Annotated in this window: 15 protein-coding genes and 3 pseudogenes; 7 read left to right on the forward strand and 11 right to left on the reverse strand. The window is 63.4% G+C overall.

Features of this window, described 5'->3' with window-relative positions:
* Positions 1–163 precede the first annotated feature (163 nt).
* The 4 genes from CWO91_RS25295 to CWO91_RS25310 form a co-directional block, all read right to left on the reverse strand.
* Entirely contained in the window at positions 164–1,813 is a 1,650-nt protein-coding gene (locus tag CWO91_RS25295; protein ID WP_130217282.1) for an ABC transporter ATP-binding protein, read from the reverse strand.
* Between the two features lie 128 nt (positions 1,814–1,941).
* Positions 1,942–2,829 carry an ABC transporter permease gene (locus CWO91_RS25300; protein ID WP_130217284.1) on the reverse strand — a complete coding sequence of 296 codons (888 nt, stop codon included), beginning with the start codon at positions 2,827–2,829 and terminating at the stop codon, positions 1,942–1,944.
* A 19-nt stretch (positions 2,830–2,848) separates the two neighbouring features.
* Positions 2,849–3,790 carry an ABC transporter permease gene (locus CWO91_RS25305; protein WP_165405692.1) on the reverse strand — a complete coding sequence of 314 codons (942 nt, stop codon included), beginning with the start codon at positions 3,788–3,790 and terminating at the stop codon, positions 2,849–2,851.
* A 214-nt stretch (positions 3,791–4,004) separates the two neighbouring features.
* Positions 4,005–5,135 (reverse strand): M20/M25/M40 family metallo-hydrolase, encoded by a 1,131-nt coding sequence (locus tag CWO91_RS25310; RefSeq protein ID WP_130217286.1) that lies wholly within the window; start codon positions 5,133–5,135, stop codon positions 4,005–4,007.
* A 270-nt stretch (positions 5,136–5,405) separates the two neighbouring features.
* Here CWO91_RS25310 and CWO91_RS25315 point away from each other — a divergent pair, with 270 nt between their 5' ends.
* Positions 5,406–7,016: an ABC transporter substrate-binding protein gene (locus CWO91_RS25315; protein ID WP_130217288.1), complete on the forward strand. Its 1,611-nt coding sequence runs from the start codon at positions 5,406–5,408 to the stop codon at positions 7,014–7,016.
* A gap of 110 nt (positions 7,017–7,126) precedes the next feature.
* On the opposite strand, the gene CWO91_RS44480 is transcribed toward CWO91_RS25315, so the two are convergent.
* Positions 7,127–7,411 (reverse strand): hypothetical protein, encoded by a 285-nt coding sequence (locus tag CWO91_RS44480; RefSeq protein WP_245471361.1) that lies wholly within the window; start codon positions 7,409–7,411, stop codon positions 7,127–7,129.
* Here CWO91_RS44480 and CWO91_RS25320 point away from each other — a divergent pair.
* Positions 7,307–8,552: pseudogene (locus CWO91_RS25320) on the forward strand (hypothetical protein). The gene CWO91_RS44480 and the pseudogene CWO91_RS25320 sit on opposite strands and share 105 nt — an antisense overlap.
* A gap of 17 nt (positions 8,553–8,569) precedes the next feature.
* Here the strand turns inward: CWO91_RS25320 and CWO91_RS43225 are convergent.
* The 4 genes and pseudogenes from CWO91_RS43225 to CWO91_RS25335 form a co-directional block, all read right to left on the reverse strand.
* Complete coding sequence (locus tag CWO91_RS43225; protein ID WP_165405693.1) at positions 8,570–8,707, reverse strand: hypothetical protein; 138 nt, start codon at positions 8,705–8,707, stop codon at positions 8,570–8,572.
* 53 nt (positions 8,708–8,760) lie between these two features.
* Positions 8,761–8,895 (reverse strand): annotated as a pseudogene (locus CWO91_RS25325) (MFS transporter); the annotation flags it as partial.
* Positions 8,895–9,338, reverse strand: coding sequence for a phosphatase PAP2 family protein (locus CWO91_RS45510; protein ID WP_130217290.1), 444 nt, complete (start codon positions 9,336–9,338; stop codon positions 8,895–8,897). The gene CWO91_RS45510 and the pseudogene CWO91_RS25325, both read right to left, overlap by 1 nt.
* A gap of 889 nt (positions 9,339–10,227) precedes the next feature.
* Positions 10,228–11,478 (reverse strand): multidrug effflux MFS transporter, encoded by a 1,251-nt coding sequence (locus CWO91_RS25335; protein ID WP_130217292.1) that lies wholly within the window; start codon positions 11,476–11,478, stop codon positions 10,228–10,230.
* 345 nt (positions 11,479–11,823) lie between these two features.
* On the opposite strand from CWO91_RS25335, the gene CWO91_RS25340 reads away from it, so the two are divergent.
* From CWO91_RS25340 to CWO91_RS25360, 4 genes are all read left to right on the forward strand, one after another.
* A complete protein-coding gene (locus tag CWO91_RS25340; RefSeq protein WP_245471360.1) occupies positions 11,824–13,122 on the forward strand; it encodes a hypothetical protein in 1,299 nt (432 codons plus the stop codon).
* Between the two features lie 412 nt (positions 13,123–13,534).
* Positions 13,535–14,260 carry a phosphatase PAP2 family protein gene (locus CWO91_RS45080; protein ID WP_130217296.1) on the forward strand — a complete coding sequence of 242 codons (726 nt, stop codon included), beginning with the start codon at positions 13,535–13,537 and terminating at the stop codon, positions 14,258–14,260.
* Positions 14,257–14,607 (forward strand): phosphatase PAP2 family protein, encoded by a 351-nt coding sequence (locus tag CWO91_RS45085; RefSeq protein WP_165405695.1) that lies wholly within the window; start codon positions 14,257–14,259, stop codon positions 14,605–14,607. Before CWO91_RS45080 ends, CWO91_RS45085 begins: the two co-directional genes overlap by 4 nt.
* 854 nt (positions 14,608–15,461) lie before the next feature.
* Entirely contained in the window at positions 15,462–15,890 is a 429-nt protein-coding gene (locus CWO91_RS25360; RefSeq protein WP_130217300.1) for a twin-arginine translocation pathway signal, read from the forward strand.
* 20 nt (positions 15,891–15,910) lie between these two features.
* Here the strand turns inward: CWO91_RS25360 and CWO91_RS25365 are convergent, their stop codons facing one another.
* Both CWO91_RS25365 and CWO91_RS25370 read right to left on the reverse strand, forming a co-directional pair.
* Complete coding sequence (locus CWO91_RS25365) at positions 15,911–17,113, reverse strand: FAD-dependent monooxygenase (protein WP_130217302.1); 1,203 nt, start codon at positions 17,111–17,113, stop codon at positions 15,911–15,913.
* Between the two features lie 19 nt (positions 17,114–17,132).
* Entirely contained in the window at positions 17,133–17,378 is a 246-nt protein-coding gene (locus CWO91_RS25370; protein ID WP_007602543.1) for a zinc-finger domain-containing protein, read from the reverse strand.
* 307 nt (positions 17,379–17,685) lie between these two features.
* Between CWO91_RS25370 and CWO91_RS25375 the strand changes: the two are divergent.
* Positions 17,686–18,251 (forward strand): annotated as a pseudogene (locus CWO91_RS25375) (hypothetical protein); the annotation flags it as partial.

Raw genomic sequence — 18,251 nt, forward strand, 5'->3', positions numbered from 1 at the left:
AAGGCGCTTTCAAATTCTCGGTGTCGTCCCGGCGAAAGCCGGGACCCATAACCCCAGGGAGGTGTTTGGCGAAGGCTCGTCGTTCGGGACTAGTACCACGCGCGCTCGATAGAATCCGCGGTATGGGTCCCGGCTTTCGCCGGGACGACACCGGAGAGCGTTGCTACAGAGTGGCCACCACACCCTCCGACACCGGCCGGAAGTTCGCAAAGTCCCAGTCGCGCCCCGGAGCCGCATCCAGCAGCGCCCTGGTGTAGGCCTCCTTCGGATGCGTCAGCACTTCGGCGGCGGGACCCTGTTCGACGACGCGGCCGTGCTGCATCACCACGACCTCGTCGCAGATTTGCGCCGCGACGCGAAGGTCATGGGTGATGAACAGGATCGCGATGCCGAGCCGCTTCTGGATCTCGTCCAGCAGTTCCAGCACCTGCGCCTGCACGGAGACGTCGAGGGCGGAGACCGCTTCGTCCGCGACCAGCACATCCGGATCAAGCGCGAGCGCGCGGGCAATGGCGATGCGCTGGCGCTGCCCGCCGGAGAACTGATGCGGATAGCGCGACACCGCATCGGCTGGCAGGCCGACCAGCTCGAGCAGCTCGCGCGCCCGCTTCATGGCAATGGCGTGTGCGACACCGTAATTGATCGGGCCTTCGGCGATGCTCTCGCCGACGGTGACGCGCGGATTGAGCGAGCGGTAGGGATCCTGGAACACGATCTGGATCTTCTGCCGGTGCGGCTGGAGCAGGCGGCGCGAGATGTCGGCGATCTCGCGGCCGGCGAGGCGCACGCCGCCGGAGGTCGGATCGATCAGGCGGACGATGCAGCGCGCCACCGTCGACTTGCCCGAGCCGCTCTCGCCGACGATGCCGAGCGTGCGGCCCTTGCGCAGCGTCAGCGTCACCTTGTCGGCAGCGACGACCTCACGGCCTTTGCCGAAGAAGGCGCGCTCCTTGTAGACCTTGCTGAGGTCGTTGGCCTCCAGCACCACCGGCTCGCGGGTCTCCTCGCGGGGCGACCGCGGCACCAGGCTCGGTACCGATGCCAAGAGGTTGCGAGTGTACTCCATGGTCGGATTGCGCAGCACGGTCTCGAGCGGACCGGTCTCGACCAGGCGGCCCTGCCGCATCACTGCGACGCGGTCGGCGATCTCCGCGACAACGCCCATGTCGTGGGTGATGAACAGCACGGCGGTGCCGTGATCGCGCTGGAGGTCGCGGATCAGGGTCAAAATCTGCTTCTGCGTGGTGACGTCGAGCGCGGTGGTCGGCTCGTCCGCGATCAGGAGTTTTGGTTCGAGCACCAGGGCCATTGCGATCATGATGCGCTGGCGCTGGCCGCCGGAGAGGCGGTGGGGGTAGGAGGCGAAGATGCGCTCGACCTGCGGCAGGCGCACCTGCTCCATCATGTCGAGGATGCGCTTCTTGCGCGCCTTGGCGTCGAGATTGGTATGGGCGCGCAGCACTTCGTCGATCTGGCGGCCGACCGGCACGACCGGATTGAGCGCGGTCATCGGCTCCTGGAAAATCATCGCCATTTGCGTGGCGCGGAGCTGGCGCAGGCGGCGGTCAGTTGCGGTGAGCAGCTCCTCGCCGACCAGCTTGACGCTGCCGCCGGTCGGCACCAGCGTGCCCTTGGGCAAGAGGCCCATCGTGGTGAGGGACGTCACCGACTTGCCGGAGCCGCTTTCGCCGACGAGGCACAGCGTCTCGCGCTCGCGCACCTGGATCGAGATGCCGTCGATGATCTTCGGCCCGCCCGGCTTCTTGCCGACGGAGACGATGAGGTTGTTGATGTCGAGGATGGTGTTGGTCATCAGGTCACTCCGTCGTCATTGCGAGGAGCGAAGCGACGAAGCAATCCAGGAATCTTTCCGCGGATGCAGACTGGATTGCTTCGCTTCGCTCGCAATGACGGAACAAGGGGCAGGGCCGGCGAGACAAATTACTTCCCCTCCCGCTGCTTCATGCGCGGATCGAGGGCGTCGCGGGCGGCATCGCCGATCAGATTGATGCTGAGGATGGCGATCGAGAGCAGCAGGCCCGGCCAGAAGATCAGCGACGGCTTGAGCTGGAAGTACTGGCGGCCCTCGGCCATGATGTTGCCCCAGGTCGGCGTCTCCGGCGAGATGCCGGCGCCGAGGAAGGAGAGGATGGCCTCGGTCAGGATCGCGGAGGCGCAGACATAGGTGCCCTGGACGATCAGCGGCGCGATCGTGTTCGGCATCAGATGCCGCCACATGATCTTCGGCAGGCTGGAGCCGACCGAGATCGCCGCCTCGACGTAAGGCTCCTCGCGCGCGGACAGCACTACCGAGCGGACCAGGCGCGCCACGCGCGGGATCTCCGGAATGGTGATCGCGATCAGCACGGTCCAGAGGCTGGCACCGGAGAGCGACACCACGGCGATCGCGAGCAGGATGCTCGGCATCGCCATCAGGCCGTCCATGATCCGCATCATCACGGCATCGACCAGCTTGAAGAAGCCGGAGACGAGACCGATCGCCAGCCCGATGGCGACCGAGAGAACCGCCGAACCGATGCCGATCAGGAGCGAGATGCGGCCGCCATAGATGACACGCGACAACAGATCGCGTCCGTAGGCGTCGGTGCCGAGCAGGAACTGCGCCGACGACGGTTTGAGCCGCTGCGACGGCGCGAGCTGGATCGGATCATGCGGCGCGATCAGCGGCGCCACGATCGAGATCACCACGACCAGCGCGAGGCAGACCGTGGCCGTCGCGATGATCGGCGTCGAGGTGAGGAATCCGAACCGCGGCCGCAGCGGCGACGTGATCGGAATGGACGACTGGGGAAGGCTATCGACCGACATTTTTGTTCTTACCCTTGCCTCAGTACCGGATCCGGGGATCGAGCAGCGTATAGGCGACGTCGATCAGGAGATTGACGACGACATAGATCAGCGACGTCAGCAGGATCATCGCCTGGATCACCGGATAGTCGCGCGCCAGCACCGCGTCCACGGTGAGGCGGCCGATGCCGGGAATGTTGAACACGCTCTCGGTGACGACCACGCCGGAGATCAGAAGCGCAAATCCGGTGCCGATGACGGTGATCACGGGCACCGCGGCGTTGCGCAGCGCATGCCGCATCATCACGGCGACCTCGTTGATGCCCTTGGCGCGTGCGGTGCGGACGTAATCTTCGCCGAGCACGTCGAGCATCGCTGCGCGCGTCATGCGCGCGATCAGCGCGATGTAGATGAAGGAGAGCGCGCAGGTCGGCAGGATGATGCGTTCGAAGAACGGGCCGAAACCATTCGAGATGCTCTTGAAGCCCTGCACCGGCACCCAGCGCAAATCGATCGCGAAGATCTCGATCAGGACATAGCCGACCACGAACACCGGCACGGAGAAGCCGAGCACGGACAGGCCCATCACGAAGCGGTCGATCCAGGTCCCGTGCTTCCACGCCGCGACCACGCCCAAGGGCACGGCGACGATAACGGCGAGGATGATCGTCGACAGCGCGATCGAGATCGACGGCTCGACGCGCTGGCCGATCATCTTCATCACCGGCAGGTTGGAGATCAGCGAGGTCCCGAGGTCGCCGTGCAGCAGCTTGTTCACCCAGGTGATGAACTGCACGATCAGGGGCTCGTTGAGGCCGAGCGAGGTGCGGATGCGCTCCAGCCGCTCCGGCGTCGCGTTGTCGCCGGCGAGAATGGCGGCGGGATCGCCGGGGGTGAGGCGGAGCAGCAGGAAGACGAACAGCGCGACGACGCCCATCACGGGCACGGCGGCGAAGATTCGGCGAACGAGATATCCGAGCAAGTTGGATCCGTCAGATTAGAGTCAAATCGTGGCAGGGTCTTTGGCAAGCCTGCCATCAGCCTAACATTTCAGCAATTCCCGTGCCATGCGGGCCGGAACCTCGGATGGTCGTCATGCCCGGGCTTGACCCGGGCATCCACGTCTTTCTTCGTGTTCGGTCGCAAAGGCGTGGATGGCCGGGTCAAGCCCGGCCATGACGGCGGTGTCCCCGGCATTACTCCAGCGTTGCCAGCAGCCCCGCCATCAGCCGGCCGCGTTCGGCCAGGCTTTCGACCTCGATATACTCTTCGAGCGTGTGGCCGTTGCCACCACGCACGCCTAGGCCGTCGAGAGTCGGGATCCCCATTGCGCCGGTGAAGTTGCCGTCGGAGCCGCCGCCGGCACTCGCATGCGGCAGGTCGGCGCCGAGCGACTTGGCGATGCCGCGGGCCTTTTCATATAACGCCATGGTGCCGGCGTCCGGTTCCCATACCGGACGCGTCACGCCGCGGGTGACCTTGAAGGTGACATCATTGGTTGTGCCTGACAGCGCCAGCATCCTCTCGACGCCGCGATCGAGATCGGCCTGGCGCTTGGCCATCGACAGCGCCTCGCCTGTGGCGGTCGTGGCAACGCAATTGACCCATTGTCCGCCATGCACGACGCCGACCGAGAAGGTGCAGTCCTCCGTCGTCATCGCGTCGATCGCGAGGATCTGCCGGGCCATCTCGCGGATCGCCGAGCGTCCCGACGACAGTGTCGCACCGGCGTGGCTCGGTCGTCCCGTCGCCTCGAGATTGAAACGCGCGATGGCGTAACGTCCGGTGGTGACACCGTTGTCGGCGCGGCCGGGCTCGGGCACCAACACGTATTTGTTGCGCGCGGCCTCCGCCTCGATGATGTCGCGGGTCGAGGGCGTGCCGACTTCCTCGTCCGGCGTGAACAGCACGGTGATCGGCAGCGGCGTGGTGAAGGCGGCGCGCGCCAGCTGCCGGATCGCTTCCAGCGAGAGATAATTGCCGCCCTTCATGTCGTAGATGCCGGGGCCGTAGCACTTATTGCCCTCACGCCGCCATTTCAGCTTCTCGATGGTGCCGACCGGGTGCACGGTATCCATGTGCCCGGCGATCAGGATGCCGGGCTCGCCCTGCTTCGGATGGGGAAAGCGCGCGCGGATCACGTCGCCAAAGCCCTGGCGGCCGGCGATGCGTTCGATCGTCGCACCCATGATCGCCATATCCCGCGCTGCGAAATCGAGCATGCGATTCACGGCGCCTGCGTCCCAGGTCGGGCTCTCGCATTCCACCCAGCCGCGCAGGCCCTGGAGCATCGCCTCGGGATCGAAGGGAAGATTGGCTGGATTCATCTCAATGTCTCTCAAGCTTCGAAAGATGGAACGCGCATTGCATCGGCGCGGGACAGGACAGGCTGAGAGTGTTGTAGAGCCAAACCGATCCTTGTGGAGCCCGTGCACACGCCGCGAGGGCTTGCAGCGAAACCGGATTGACGCGCTCGGCACGGTCTGCAAGTCTCGAAAAGATAAAGGCATTGCATGAGGTTAGTTCGCCCAAAGAACGAACCGGATGCTCAACCAATAATCTGCCTTTGAACAGTTTCACGTCAGGAGAAACTTTCCATGTTCAACTTCATGCGCCGGGGGCCTCGCGCGTTCGCCTCCAAACTTGCGCTGTCGGTCGTCGCGCTGTCCACGGCGATGGCCTCGCCGGTGTTTGCCGCCGGCAAGACCATCACGGCGGTGATGCATTCGGATCTGCGCATCATCGATCCGATCTTCACCACGGCCTACATCACGCGTGACCATGGCTACATGGTCTACGACACGCTGGTGGCCACCGATTCGAACTTCAAGATCCAGCCGCAGATGGCGGACTGGAAGATCTCCGACGACAAGCTCACCTACACCTTCACGCTGCGCGACGGTCTGAAGTGGCATGACGGTGCGCCGGTCACGGCGGAGGACTGCGTCGCCTCGCTGAAGCGTTGGGCCGCGGTCGACGGCATGGGCCAGAAGCTCATGGACTTCACCGCGAGCATCGAGGCGACCGACGCCAAGACCATCACGCTGAAGCTGAAGGAGCCCTACGGTCTCGTGCTCGATTCGATCGGCAAGCCGTCCTCGCGCGTCGCCTTCATGATGCCGAAGCGCCTCGCCGAAACGCCGGCAGACAAGCAGATCCCGGAGCAGATCGGCTCGGGTCCCTTCAAGTTCGTGCAGTCGGAATTCCAGCCGGGCGTGAAGGCGGTCTACGTCAAGAACACCGATTACGTGCCGCGCAAGGAGCCGGCGAGCTGGACCTCCGGCGGCAAGGTGGTGAAGGTCGACCGCGTCGAATGGATCACCATGCCGGACTCCCAGACCGCGGTGAACGCGCTGCAGTCGGGCGACATCGATTTCATGGAAAATCTCCCCTACGACATGCTGCCGATACTGGAGGCGAACAAGGAGCTCACGCTCGAGGTCTCGAACAAGTTCGGCTTTCAGACGCTCGGCCGGATGAACTTCCTTCATCCGCCGTTCGATAACGTGAAAGTGCGCCGCGCTGCCTTGCTGGCGATAAACCAGAAGGACGTGCTCGACGCGCTGGTCGGAAACGCGAAGTACCAGAAGATCTGTGGCGCCTTCTTCGTGTGCGATACGCCGCTCGCGACCGAGGTCGGCGGGGAAACCCTGGTGAAGGGCAATGGTATGGCGGAAGCCAAGAAGGCGCTCGCCGAATCCGGCTATGACGGTACCCCGGTCGTGATCATGGCCCCTGGCGATGTCACGACGCTGAAGGCGCAGCCGATCGTTGCGGCCCAGCTGCTGCGCGAGGCCGGCTTCAAGGTCGATTTGCAAGCGACCGACTGGCAGACGGTGGTGAGCCGCCGCGCCAGCCAGAAGCCGCCGAAGGAGGGCGGCTGGAACATGTTCTTCACCAACTGGGTCGCGGCCGACGTCTCCAACCCGATCGCCAATCTTTCGATCGGCGGCCAGGGCAAGAAGGGCGGCTGGTTCGGTTGGGCGGAAGACGCCAAGATCGAGCAGCTCAAGGACGCCTTCGTCCGCGCGTCCTCGCTCGACGAGCAGAAGAAGATCGCCGCCGACATCCAGAAGGAAGCCTATGAGCAGGTGATCTACATTCCGCTGGGGCAGTATCTGCTGCCGAGCGGCTGGCGCAAATCGCTGAGCGGCGTGCTCGACGGCCCCGCGACGCCGCTGTTCTGGAACATTGACAAGTCGGAGTAGGGGAAGGCGAGACCACGCGCCTTCCGTCTCCGCCACCACGCGGCGCCGCTGTCATCAGCGGCGCCGTTGCCTTTTGTCGACATTGCGTTGGCTGAGAGGCGGGAGCGATTTTAACCGTTCCAGTTTTCAATCATTGCTATTTGTTTCTGTCCTGAAATAGATGTGTCGTCCTCGCGCATCGCTTTTCCTTCTTTCATTTGATTCCCGTGCCGCTCGATTTTGCATTCCAGGCGATGGCCGAACGGTCCGATCGTGCGCCGGCGCGATGGCGCCGGCCTTTCCTGCACTGGCTGGATTCGGTCGAGACAGGCTGGGCCGTGCCGCTTCTCATCGCCTGCTTTGTCGCGATCTGGACGCTTTATCTCGTCATCGCGTACGCTGGCGGCGGCCTGCATCCCGATACGCTCGAAGCGTGGACCCTGAGTCGGCATTTCGCCTGGGGTTATCCCAAGCATCCGCCATTGACCGGCTGGGTCGCCGCTAGCTGGACTGCTCGGCAAATATTATTCGATCTTTCTCGTCGCGAGCTTCGCGTTTGCCGCGCTGGCGCACCCGGCGCGGCGCGCCTATTTCACCTCCGCTTCACCCTGGATCTCGGTGGTGGTCGGGCTCGCGGCGCTGTCGCCGCACGTCGTCTGGCTCGCGACGACGGGGGCGTCGACTTTCACCTATGCGCTGGCCCATGCCAACGGCAATGCCGTAAGCTCGCTCGGCGAGGCCAGGAATTTCCTGCTCGGGCTGGCGGCGGCCATGAGCGTGTCGGCCGTGCTATGGGTCTTGATCGCGGGCATGCGGCTGAAGCAGTTTCCGGCCGACTTCGCTGCAATGAGCCCGGGCCTGCGGCTTCTGTTCTACGTTGCCATGGGCACGATCACGCTGCCGGTGCTGACATCGCTGGTGATGGGCACTGATCTGCCGTCGCTGTGGGCATTGCAGGGGCTGTTCCTGTTCGCCGTTCTCGTGATCTGCGGCGCGCGCTATCCGATCGAGCGCTTCCACACCGTCAACCTCACCGTGATCGTGGCCGGCGTCGCGCTCGTTGCGGTCATGGTCGTAGCGCCGATCCATGCCGTCTATCGCAATGATCACGGTTACGAAGAAGGCCGGAATTTCTACGCGCAGGTGGCCGGCGAATTGACGCGCGAATGGCGCGAGCTGACCGGCACGCCGCTCAGCGCCGTGAGCGGTGATGATTCGCTGGCCTTTGCGACGGCGTTCTATAGCCCCGACCATCCGCATTGTGCACGGCCGTTCGAGCATCAACACATTTGGGGATTGCCGCGCAAGGCGACGCTGGACCGCGGCTGGGCCGCGCTCTGTTTCCGCGGCCAGGACTCTTGTGGCCGATGGATGGAATGGGCGTCCTCGAAAGCCGGACACGTCGTCAGGCGCGAGTTCACGGTGCAGGCCACGCTGTGGGGGCGGCCCGGTCTGACGCGGAAGGTGGTCGTGCTGATGGTGCCGCCGCGAGGAAGCGGGGCGGCACCCGAGAGCGCTGCGGACGATTTCAGCGCCAGCCGGCGGGCGACCGAATAGATTTCGTGATCAGCAGATCAGCAGTGGCTGTCGCGTACCTGCTCGAGCCCTTCGCTCGCCAAAGGCGTCGTCAACGTGGTCTGCTCAGTGTCCGGCTGCGAACGCTCCTGCTTCTGCCGTTCCGCCTTGCGGTTTTCGCGGTGTTCCAGTTCCATTAACGTGGCCTCTCGATTGCTGCGGTACAACATCGAGAGGGACGGGAAGTTCCTCACGCGATGGGGCGATGATGCGGCTTGAACAGCCGTCGCTTTTCCACCACCAGCACGATCGCAAGCGCTGTGAGCGTCGACAGGAAGAAGCCGATCGAGAACGGCAGCAGCGCGCCGTCGAAGCTTTGCCCGATCAGGGAGTCATGCATGCAAGCGAGGTACTTTTTGCTCCGCGGGGAATGACCAACGATTGACCTTCAATTGCTTTCGCGAAGGCAATCGCAAGAGCTGCAACGGCTACACCAGCGAAGATGTCCACAAAGTAGTGTCCACCCCACAAGGGCGTTGCTGCCAGCATGGCAACGCACATCATTAAAGCCCATGGACGCATCCACCACACGCCCCACCACGCCCACAGCGCGAGCAGAGCCGCGGCAGCATGGAAGCTGGGAAAGGTCACGATGCCGCCGATCTGCGAGATGTTCAGAACCTGTAGGCTGCTGCTTCTCACCACGGGCAGGCGATCGAGCTGGATGAGATAGCCGCTCGCCTTGAAGGTCGCGAACTCGGTTGGCAAATTGTACTGCTGATAGGTGCCGATGGCCGGTACCAGCGCAGAAATCAAAGCACACGGCACAAAGGGTGAGCAACGTCGCCATCGTGAACTGTTGCAATCGAACGTGGTTGTTCGTCAGTCCGAGAACGATGGGAACCGCGATCGGCGGCAAACCGATTGCACCATAGGACAAGCATGCATACGGCAGCAGTGCAGGCCAGGCTGTCATGAGCCGGTAATAGGCAGTCCAATCCAGTCCGAAGAATTTGTCCCAGGAGTCGAGCAAGGCATCCTGCAATGGCAAATTTGCAGATGCTGTGACGTAGGTCAGGACGGCCCCGAGCATGGACACAAGGCCCAACTGGGCGATGGAAATAAGAACGTACGCAATGCGCACGGCGCGTACTCGTGACAACACGACGTGACCCGCCGCCGTGAGACCTGCAACCGTCGCCATGCCGCCCAACAACTCGCCTTCAAGGGCCATCGAGAGTTTCAACAAGGCAAGGGATACACCGACGAATAGCGCCAGAATTGTAATAGTGATCCAGTTCAGCAGGTAGAGACCATAGGCTTCCACGCTTGCTTCTGAACTCGTTTGCGCTCCGGCGGATTGGGCGGGACTGTTTCTCACGTAAGCACGAACGGTCATGCGCCGCCATTTCCTGCATTTTCCGGGAAATATATGGCAGCACAACCTTTAATATATCAACAACCTGCCGACGTCGTTAGGCGATGGAACAACCCTCATTCCTAATCGAATCTCTATGACAACAGGATTCATTCCGGCAAAATTGAAATAAAGACATCGCATAACCTCAAGATCAGAGATGTCTGCACGAGCGACGACTTCTACTAGGAAGGCGTCAGGGTGCTCTTGTGGCGCCGACCGCTACGTTAAAGTGTATAGCAGCGATCGATAGAAGGCGCTCAGCAGAGCGCGCCGACCCGAACGTCCGAACGAGCTTCCTCACGCGATGGGGCGATGATGCGGCTTGAACAACCGTCCCTTCTCCACCACCAGCACGATCGCAAGCGCTGCGAGCGTCGACAGGAAGAAGCCGACCGAGAACGGCAGCAGCGTGCCGTCGAAGCTTTGGCCGATCGCCATGCCGACCACGATTCCGATCAATGTCGTGATCGAGCCGTAGAGCGAGGAGGCGGTGCCGGCGATGTGGCCCTGCGGCTCCATCGCGAGCGCGGTGAAGTTGGCGACCATCATGCCGAACGAGAACATCATCAGGGCGGAGAGCACCATGAACAAGGATAGCGGCAGCACGCCGAGGCTTTCGGTCAGCAGCATCACGCCGGCCACTGCTGTGTACAGCGTCAGTGCCCCGTGCGAGATCACGCGCATGCCGAGCCGGCCGACCAGCCTCGCGTTGAGGAAGCCGGCGACGGCGGTGCCGGCCGCGATCGCCGCGAAGGCGAGCGGGAAGTAATGGCCGAGGTGATAGATGCCGGTGAAGACCTGCTGGGCGCAAAAGACGTAGGCAAACAACGCGCCGATGACGCTGCCGGCGGCCGTGGCGTAGCCGATGGTCTGGCGATGGGTCACGGTCTGCCGGAAGGCCGAGAGCACGTCGGCGGGTGCCAGCGACCTGCGCTCGGACTCGGGAAGGGTTTCAGGCAGCCGCAGCACGCACCATGCGAGCGCGAGCAGGCCGTACAGCATCAGCACCACGAAGATGCCGCGCCATGCCGTCACCAGCAGCACCGCCTGTCCGAACGAGGGGGCAATCACGGGCACCGCGATGAACACCATCATCGCGAGCGACATCACGCTCGCCATGCGGCGGCCGACATAGCAGTCGCGCACGATCGAGGTCGCGATCACGCGCGTCGCCGAAGTGCCGAGCCCTTGCAGCGCGCGCGCCAGCAGCAGCGTCTCGAACGAGGGCGCCGCGACCGCCAGCACGCTCGCCACCGCATAGACCGCCATGCCGCTGAGCAGCACCGGGCGGCGGCCGAAGCGGTCCGACAACGGGCCCATGACGAACTGGCCGGCGCCGAAGCCGACCAGAAAGGTCGACAGCACCAGTTGAAGATGGTTGGCGACGGGAATCTTGAAGGCGGTGCCGATGTTGGGCAGGGCCGGCAGCATCATGTCCATCGCAAGCGGATTCAGCGCCATGATGGACGCGATCACGATGACGAATTCGGGAAAACCCATGGGACGGTGTCCGGAGGACACCCAATCGTCGGCATTAACGTCGGACAAGGAAGCTCACCTCTGAAACTGAGGGCGTTATCCATTCCGATGCTGCGTTGCACAACCCCCGTTTCGGGATGGCTGTCAGGCAGGGCCGGAGCGGACAAGAATTGGTGAGGAGCCGCCTTCCGTGGATTCCCCCAGATCGCGCAATCTCCACTGGCCGGAAACCAGTGATTCACCATCCCTTCCTAAAGATCGGCGTCCGGCGCGGCCCGCCCGTCCGGCAGGATGAAACCGAAACGCATTCTGCCCACAGTGCGGCCGAGATGAGGAGGCGCCGCAGCGGCGCCCAGAGAAACAAGCCAAACAAGGTATCCGCCTGTGTCCGAGATGTCCGGTGCAGCACGATGGTTGGAGCCCACAGCCGACACGGCTGCGAGGCGGAACGTCTGGCTTGCCTGCCTGATCGCGCTGACTGCGCTGCTGGTGCTCGGCAATCTCGCCAACGACGCCAGGCTCGATGTGAAATATGGCTGGGACGTCCGGGTCAATTGCGCGGCGGTCGATGCGCATGCCGACGGGCTCGATCCCTACTTCGTCAAGAACCTGAAGGGCACCAAGCTCTCTTATCCCTATCTGCCGGTGACGCTGGATGTCTTCCGCCCCCTGTGCGCGGGCGGCTTTCTGGTCGATCATTACAGAAGCATCTTTCTCGTCCTCGCCGTGCTCTGCGGCCTGCTCTTGCCCGGGCTCGGCCGAACGGGCACGAGCGCGCGCGATGCTGCGCTCAAGGTGCTGTGCGCGCTCGGCGCGTTCGTCGGTTTCGAATGGGTGCAGGCGTCGGGGAATTTCGCGATTCTGAGCGGCGTGCTGACCGCGATCACGCTGTCGCTCCTGCTTCGCCTGCCTCCGTCCGGAGAAGATTCGAGCTTTCCCTTGCGCCTTGCCGGCGCTGCACTGCTCGGCCTCGTGACCTCGTTCAAGCTGGTGTTCTGTCCCGTGCTGGCGGCGCTCTATTTCCTGCCGCTGCCGCGCAGTCGCAAGCTGGCGCTGATCGCGATGGCGGCGTTCGGCTTCGCATTGCCGGTCCTGATGTCGAGGCTGCTGTATCCCGATCTGTTCGCGAGCTGGCTGCTTGCGATTGCGGGTCAGATCCCGAACCAGCATGCCGTCGATCTCGTGGAGATCAATCCGTCGCTGCTGCTGCTGGCGCGAGACCTCATGTTCCACGCCGGCCTCGGTGACAGCAAGTCAGCGATGTTCGCGACCTACGCGCTCGCAGCCCTCGCGCTGGTGCTGGTGCCGTTCGCCCTGTCCGTCCTGCGCGTGGCCGCGAGCCAGCCGGCGCGGGAAGAGGGATCGCTTCTGATGCAGCTGGATCGCTGGCTGATGGATCATCCTCGCACGGCCACGCGCGTCACGGTGCTTGCCATGTTCGCGCTCTATCTCAGCTCGCCGCGCCTCAAGGAATATGCCTTCTTCGAGCTCGCGCTCTATGCCGCCATCCTCATCGTCGATCTTCCGGCCATGGCGCTCGCCGCATGCCTCTCGGTCGGCCTGCTCATTCCCGCACTGATCTCGCTTCTGGGAGCAGCATTCGAGGGCAGCTTCATTCTCCTCACGGTCGCGCTGATGTGCTTCTGGATCCTACTGCTCGATTTTCGCGCCGAGCCGAAGCGCCTTGAGGCGCGAACAGTGGATTCACGTTGAAGGGGCTCATGATCGCGCTGAATCGCTTCTGCGCGAATCCCGGAGATCGGACCTCGATCTCACATTCATGAAGGCATGGCAGGAACTGGATCGGGCCCGAAGGTCGGTCATCGATCTCGACCAATGCCGGTGTGGTTGAGCAGATAGCGGCGCCTAACAAAGTTCAGTGCGCGAGATCAACACCGCAGTATCCGCGTCGGTGTTAACGATCTCGTGGATGCTTGGTCGCGTTCCGAACACCGCCATAACCGCAATTAGTCGTCCAAGCGGGGGCGAGGATGGAGCTTTGCCAGGGCGCAAAGGATCATGCCCATCCGGCTAAGGTTGTCCTGATTAAATCTACACGCGCTCGTTGTCAGACTATTAAAGGTTGTATTGCCATACATGTCTCCGGAATTGCTGGGAATGACAAATGGCGGTTCAGGCATGCTCGGTCGGCGGTCTTCCTCGTTCGACAGGTACTCTATCAACCCCAGGGGCAAGCGCGGAACTCGCGGTTTGCCTTAACCTTTTCCAGCTCAACTGGGTTCTCATCGCAGCCGCGCTGGCCGTCTTCGTCGTTGGGATGCCTCTAGCCGGTTTTCAATTGCGGGTAAGCAGCTATCTGCTCTATTTCGGAATTGCCGGCGTGTACGGAGCGGTCGGTTATCTAAATCTGAAATCAAAACTCAGACGAAGCCCCCGCGTCTACACGCTCCTGTTCTTCATTGCTCAAATCGTTCTTCAGATTCTTCTTCTGGTGTCGATCGGCTATCTCGCGGCGACAGCCAACTTTCCAATGCAGGACACGAATCTGCTGGCCATAGATCGGACCCTAGGCCTGGATTTTCGCGCTTATCTGGCGTTGGTCAATCGGCCCGGTCTGATCGATGCTCTTGCAGTGACCTACGACTCCATTCGATGGCAACTGGTTCTGATCGTGGTTGTCGTTCCACTGCTCGGTCACTACAGGCGCGCTGCGGAGTTCTCGCTCGGATTCGGCCTGACGTTGGCTATCACGACCCTCATCTCCACGCTGTTCCCAGCGACCGGCGTCTATGAAACCGCAGGACTACACTCAGCGGACCATCCCAATTTCGAACCCTCCGTCTACAACGCGACGCTGCGCGAGCCCCCCTGGTGCGCGACGGCACAGTGAGGCTGCTCGATGCGTTTCAACTGGGGCCGCTTCTGACCTTTCCAAGCTTTCACGCGGTCTCGGCAGTCTTGTACATGTGGGTGCTCTGGCCGATCCGCTGGGTCCGGGGCATCGGCGTGCTATGGAACGGGGTCATGCTGGCCGCGACCCCGATCGGAGGGGGACACTATTTTGTCGACGTGTTCGCCGGGGTGGTCGTCGCCATCGCATCGATCTGGGCCATCAAACGCATCGGCGCACTTCTTGCGCCCGAGCAGGATCGGGAGAGTTCCATCTCGCAGATCTCCACCGTCGACCCATTCGCGATGGTCGAGCCCGACGGAGATCTGAGCCCGCAATCGTCGTAGTGCTGCATTGGAAATATGGTTGAAGGCGCGCATAAGCGGGTGTTGGCCAAGCCGAAATCCATCTGGTTGCTGCCTTCAATTTTATGCGGCGTTAATTGCCGCCGCGTAGAAATGCAACCTCGCTCTGAAGTTTCAGCAGGTTGTTGATTCTTCGCCAGCGGCCGCAGCCCTGCTTTGCCAAGGTCAGTGTTATGATTTTCGGACGCTGAATGCGTTGGCGAACCGTTTCACCCGGTGACTTGCAGCAAATGGCTCTTTAGCCATTCGTCCGTGTGAGATGTCACGGACGCTTCGCACGATGTTCTCACCTGGTGCGGGCGGCCGGACTCGAACCGGCACAGGCCTTGCGGCCCCACGGATTTTCATACCACTTCGGCTTTCGCCGCCGCCCTTTCGGCGTTCGTGGTCTGGACTATCCCTTCACCCTGGCGCTTGTCCGCTGTAGGTGCTGCCCGTCTAGTCTCTACACCTTCCCCTGGCGGGGGCTTGGCTCGGGATTGCCAGTGAAGGTTTCCCCGACTTTGAGCAGTTCTGCTCCTGAAGTTTCCTCCAGGGCACTCAATGGCTTAAGTCCGATGCGTCTACCAATTCCGCCACGCCCGCATCGGCCCATCTATACGGCGCATTTGCCCGACGGGCAAAGAGAATACAGCCGATTCCGCGCACGATTTGAGCTGCTTACCTCAGGGACTCCAGCTCGGATTCGGTCACGTCCGCGGCCCGCTGGCATTGCTGCTTTGTTGGCTCTACAGGTGGTCCTGCCTCAAGCGAGCGGGGTGCACGAGGCAAAGCCTCAATCCGGACATCTGTTGTTGCTTTAGGCATTCTCAATCCACGGGGACTATTCATCCGGCATGGCTGCTTCGTTTTCCTCTTCCCTGCGCTCCTGCGGCGGGCTTCTCGTGCTGCTCGCGGCCGGCGCCGCGCTGTCCGGCTGCGCCGGCATGAGCGAGACAGTCGCACCGGCCTTCGCCGATCCCAGCAAATACGAATTGTACGACTGCAAGCAGCTCGAGACCGAGCGCAAGGCGCTCGCGAGCCGCACTGCCGATTTACAGAAGCTGATGGACAAGGCCCAGACCGGCGCTGGTGGCGCGGTGGTGTCCGAGCTTGCCTATCGCAACGACTACATCGCGGTGCGCGGCCAGGCGCAACTTGCCGATGAGGCCTGGCGCCGCAACAGGTGCCGGGAGACACCGCCCGAGCCGACACCGCCCGCCGCGCCGCCGTCATCCGCGGCCGCTGCCAAGCCGGCCTCGAAATCCGGAAAAGCGATCCGCTGAGGCACTGACGGTGCCTCGCATCAGGGCCGCCAGTTGTAGATCCAATCCTGCCGCGCCAGCATGCGGTCCGGGCCCAGCGCGCGGATCGCAAGATCGCGCGCGATCGCGAGCGGCCCGCTGAAATGATAGATGCGGCCCTGCTGCCGCGCGGTCCGCTGCACCCGGCGCACGCGTGCCTGGCGCGCGCGGCCATATTGCGTCAGCGCAGCCGTGATGCCCGCGGTGCTCTCGGCCGCCTCGACGCTCAAATGCCGGGCGAGCACGGCGGCATCCTCGATCGCCATGCCGGCGCCTTGGGCTGCGAACGGCAGCATCGCATGCACGGCATCGCCGAGCAGCCCGATCGGGCCCTTGCTCCAGGGGCAGCCGTCAGGCACCCCGAACAGCGCCCATTTCCGCCAGGCGTCGACCGGGGCGAGCATCATCCGCGCCGCCGGCGGCCAGCGCGGGGCGGCGAAAGCCTCCATCACCTCGAGAGGATCGCCGGGCGTGCTCCAGCCCGGCCTGTTCCAGGTGCCCGGCAGCACCGCGACCACGTTGATCTGGCGTCCGCCAGCGATCGGATAGGCCACGAGATGGGCGTTCGGGCCCATCCAGAGCTGCACCCGGCGCGCGGTGTAGTCCTTCGGCAGTTGTGTCGCATCGAGCGTGCCGCGCCAGGCGATCAGGCCGGAAAAGCGCGGCTGCACTTCGGGAAACAGGTGCTGGCGGACCGTCGACCAGATGCCGTCGGCGCCGATCAATGCGCTGGCGAGATCGCTGCGGCGGATCGTGCCGCTGCGATGGACCACCGTCAGCCCCTTGGCGTGAGGCGCGACGTCCTCGAAGGTCGCGCCCAGCTTCAGGTCGATGTCGGGATGGTCGGACACCGCGCCCGCCAGCGCCGATTGCAGATCGGCGCGGTGCACCACCCAATAGGGGGCGCCGGCGCGCGCGGAAGCTGCCTCGCCGAGCGGCATGCGCAGCAGCTCGCCGCCGGCCCGGGCGCTCATGATCGAGACTGCTTCCGGGGTCACGGCGCGCAGCTTGAGGCGTTCGGTGAGGCCGAGCTCGACCAGCACGCGGCTGGCATTGGGGGAGAGTTGCAGGCCCGCGCCGACTTCCTCGAGGCGCTCGGCCTTTTCCAGCACGACGATGCGGAAGCCGCGGGCCGCGAGCGCAAGCGCGGCCGTCAGTCCACCGATGCCGGCACCGGCGATGACAATCGTTCGGGAGAGCGCCACCCCTGACCGATGAGACCGGTCAGGCCACCTTGTCCTTCAGCACGCATTCCGGCGGACGGGCTTCGCCCGCCTTCAGGTCGGCCGCGAAACGGTACAGGGTCGAGCAATAGGGGCAGATGATCTCGTTGTCGTTGCCGAGGTCGAGGAAGACGTGCGGATGATCGAACGGAGGGTTGGCGCCCACGCACATGAACTCTTGCGAGCCGATCTCGATGACGGGAACACCGGCATCGTTATGGAAGTGCGGGACGACATGGTCGGACATCGTAGTTCATCCTGGAGTGGCAATGGCGGCAGCTACAATCAACAACTGACGCGGCATCTTTAAGGCGCCGCGGACCATACTGGTGGGTGCAGATGATTGCTAGTCCAGCGGAACCGAAAGGTTCGCAATTGCCCCATGCTCATTTGCTCATGCAAATTCGACACAATCTTGAGGCCTGAGAGAAGCCCTTCTTTCGTCGGGGACGTTGTGTCGCAATTTTGGCATACTATGTCTGTCGACGAGCATAATTGCGACGAAAGACGAATCGTCAGGCGTCAGCGATTTTAGGACCGTCCAGGCTTTCCGCATGAAATGGCTGCGAATCAGCACAGCGTTGACCGGTGTCGCGGCATGCAGCTTCATGCTCGCGCAAGTAGCACCGCACGCCCGCGAGGCCGGCGCGATCCTCGCCGCCCAGGACGACCCCGCCGTGCTCTCCGAGCTCAAGCTCGATGCGCTGCTGCGGCAGAACGAGCGCCTGGTTCAGGACAACATCGAGGCTGCGCTCGCCGCGGGCGACGCCGATCTCGCCGACAGTTTCGTCGCGCTTGCGCGTGATCGCAACATCGCGCTGCCGGACGACCTCCTGAGCCGCGTCAACGATGCCGTCAAAGCCGAGAATTCCACCTCCCATTTCGCCAAACGATTTGCCACCGGACTCGTCACCGGCAATGCCGACGACGTCGCGAGCCTGTCGGGAACGGTGGCCGGCGATCTCTTCGTGATCGGCGACATCAGGGACGTCGTCCGGGAAGGCAAGCACCTCGCCATGGGCGAGGACACCGACCGGCTCGTGCTGGGACTGGCGGCGGCGGGCCTTGCGGTGACGGCGGCAACCTACATCTCGGTCGGTGGTGCCGCGCCGGTGCGCGC

This window comes from Bradyrhizobium genosp. SA-3 (assembly GCF_004212635.1).
GTDB lineage: Bacteria > Pseudomonadota > Alphaproteobacteria > Rhizobiales > Xanthobacteraceae > Bradyrhizobium.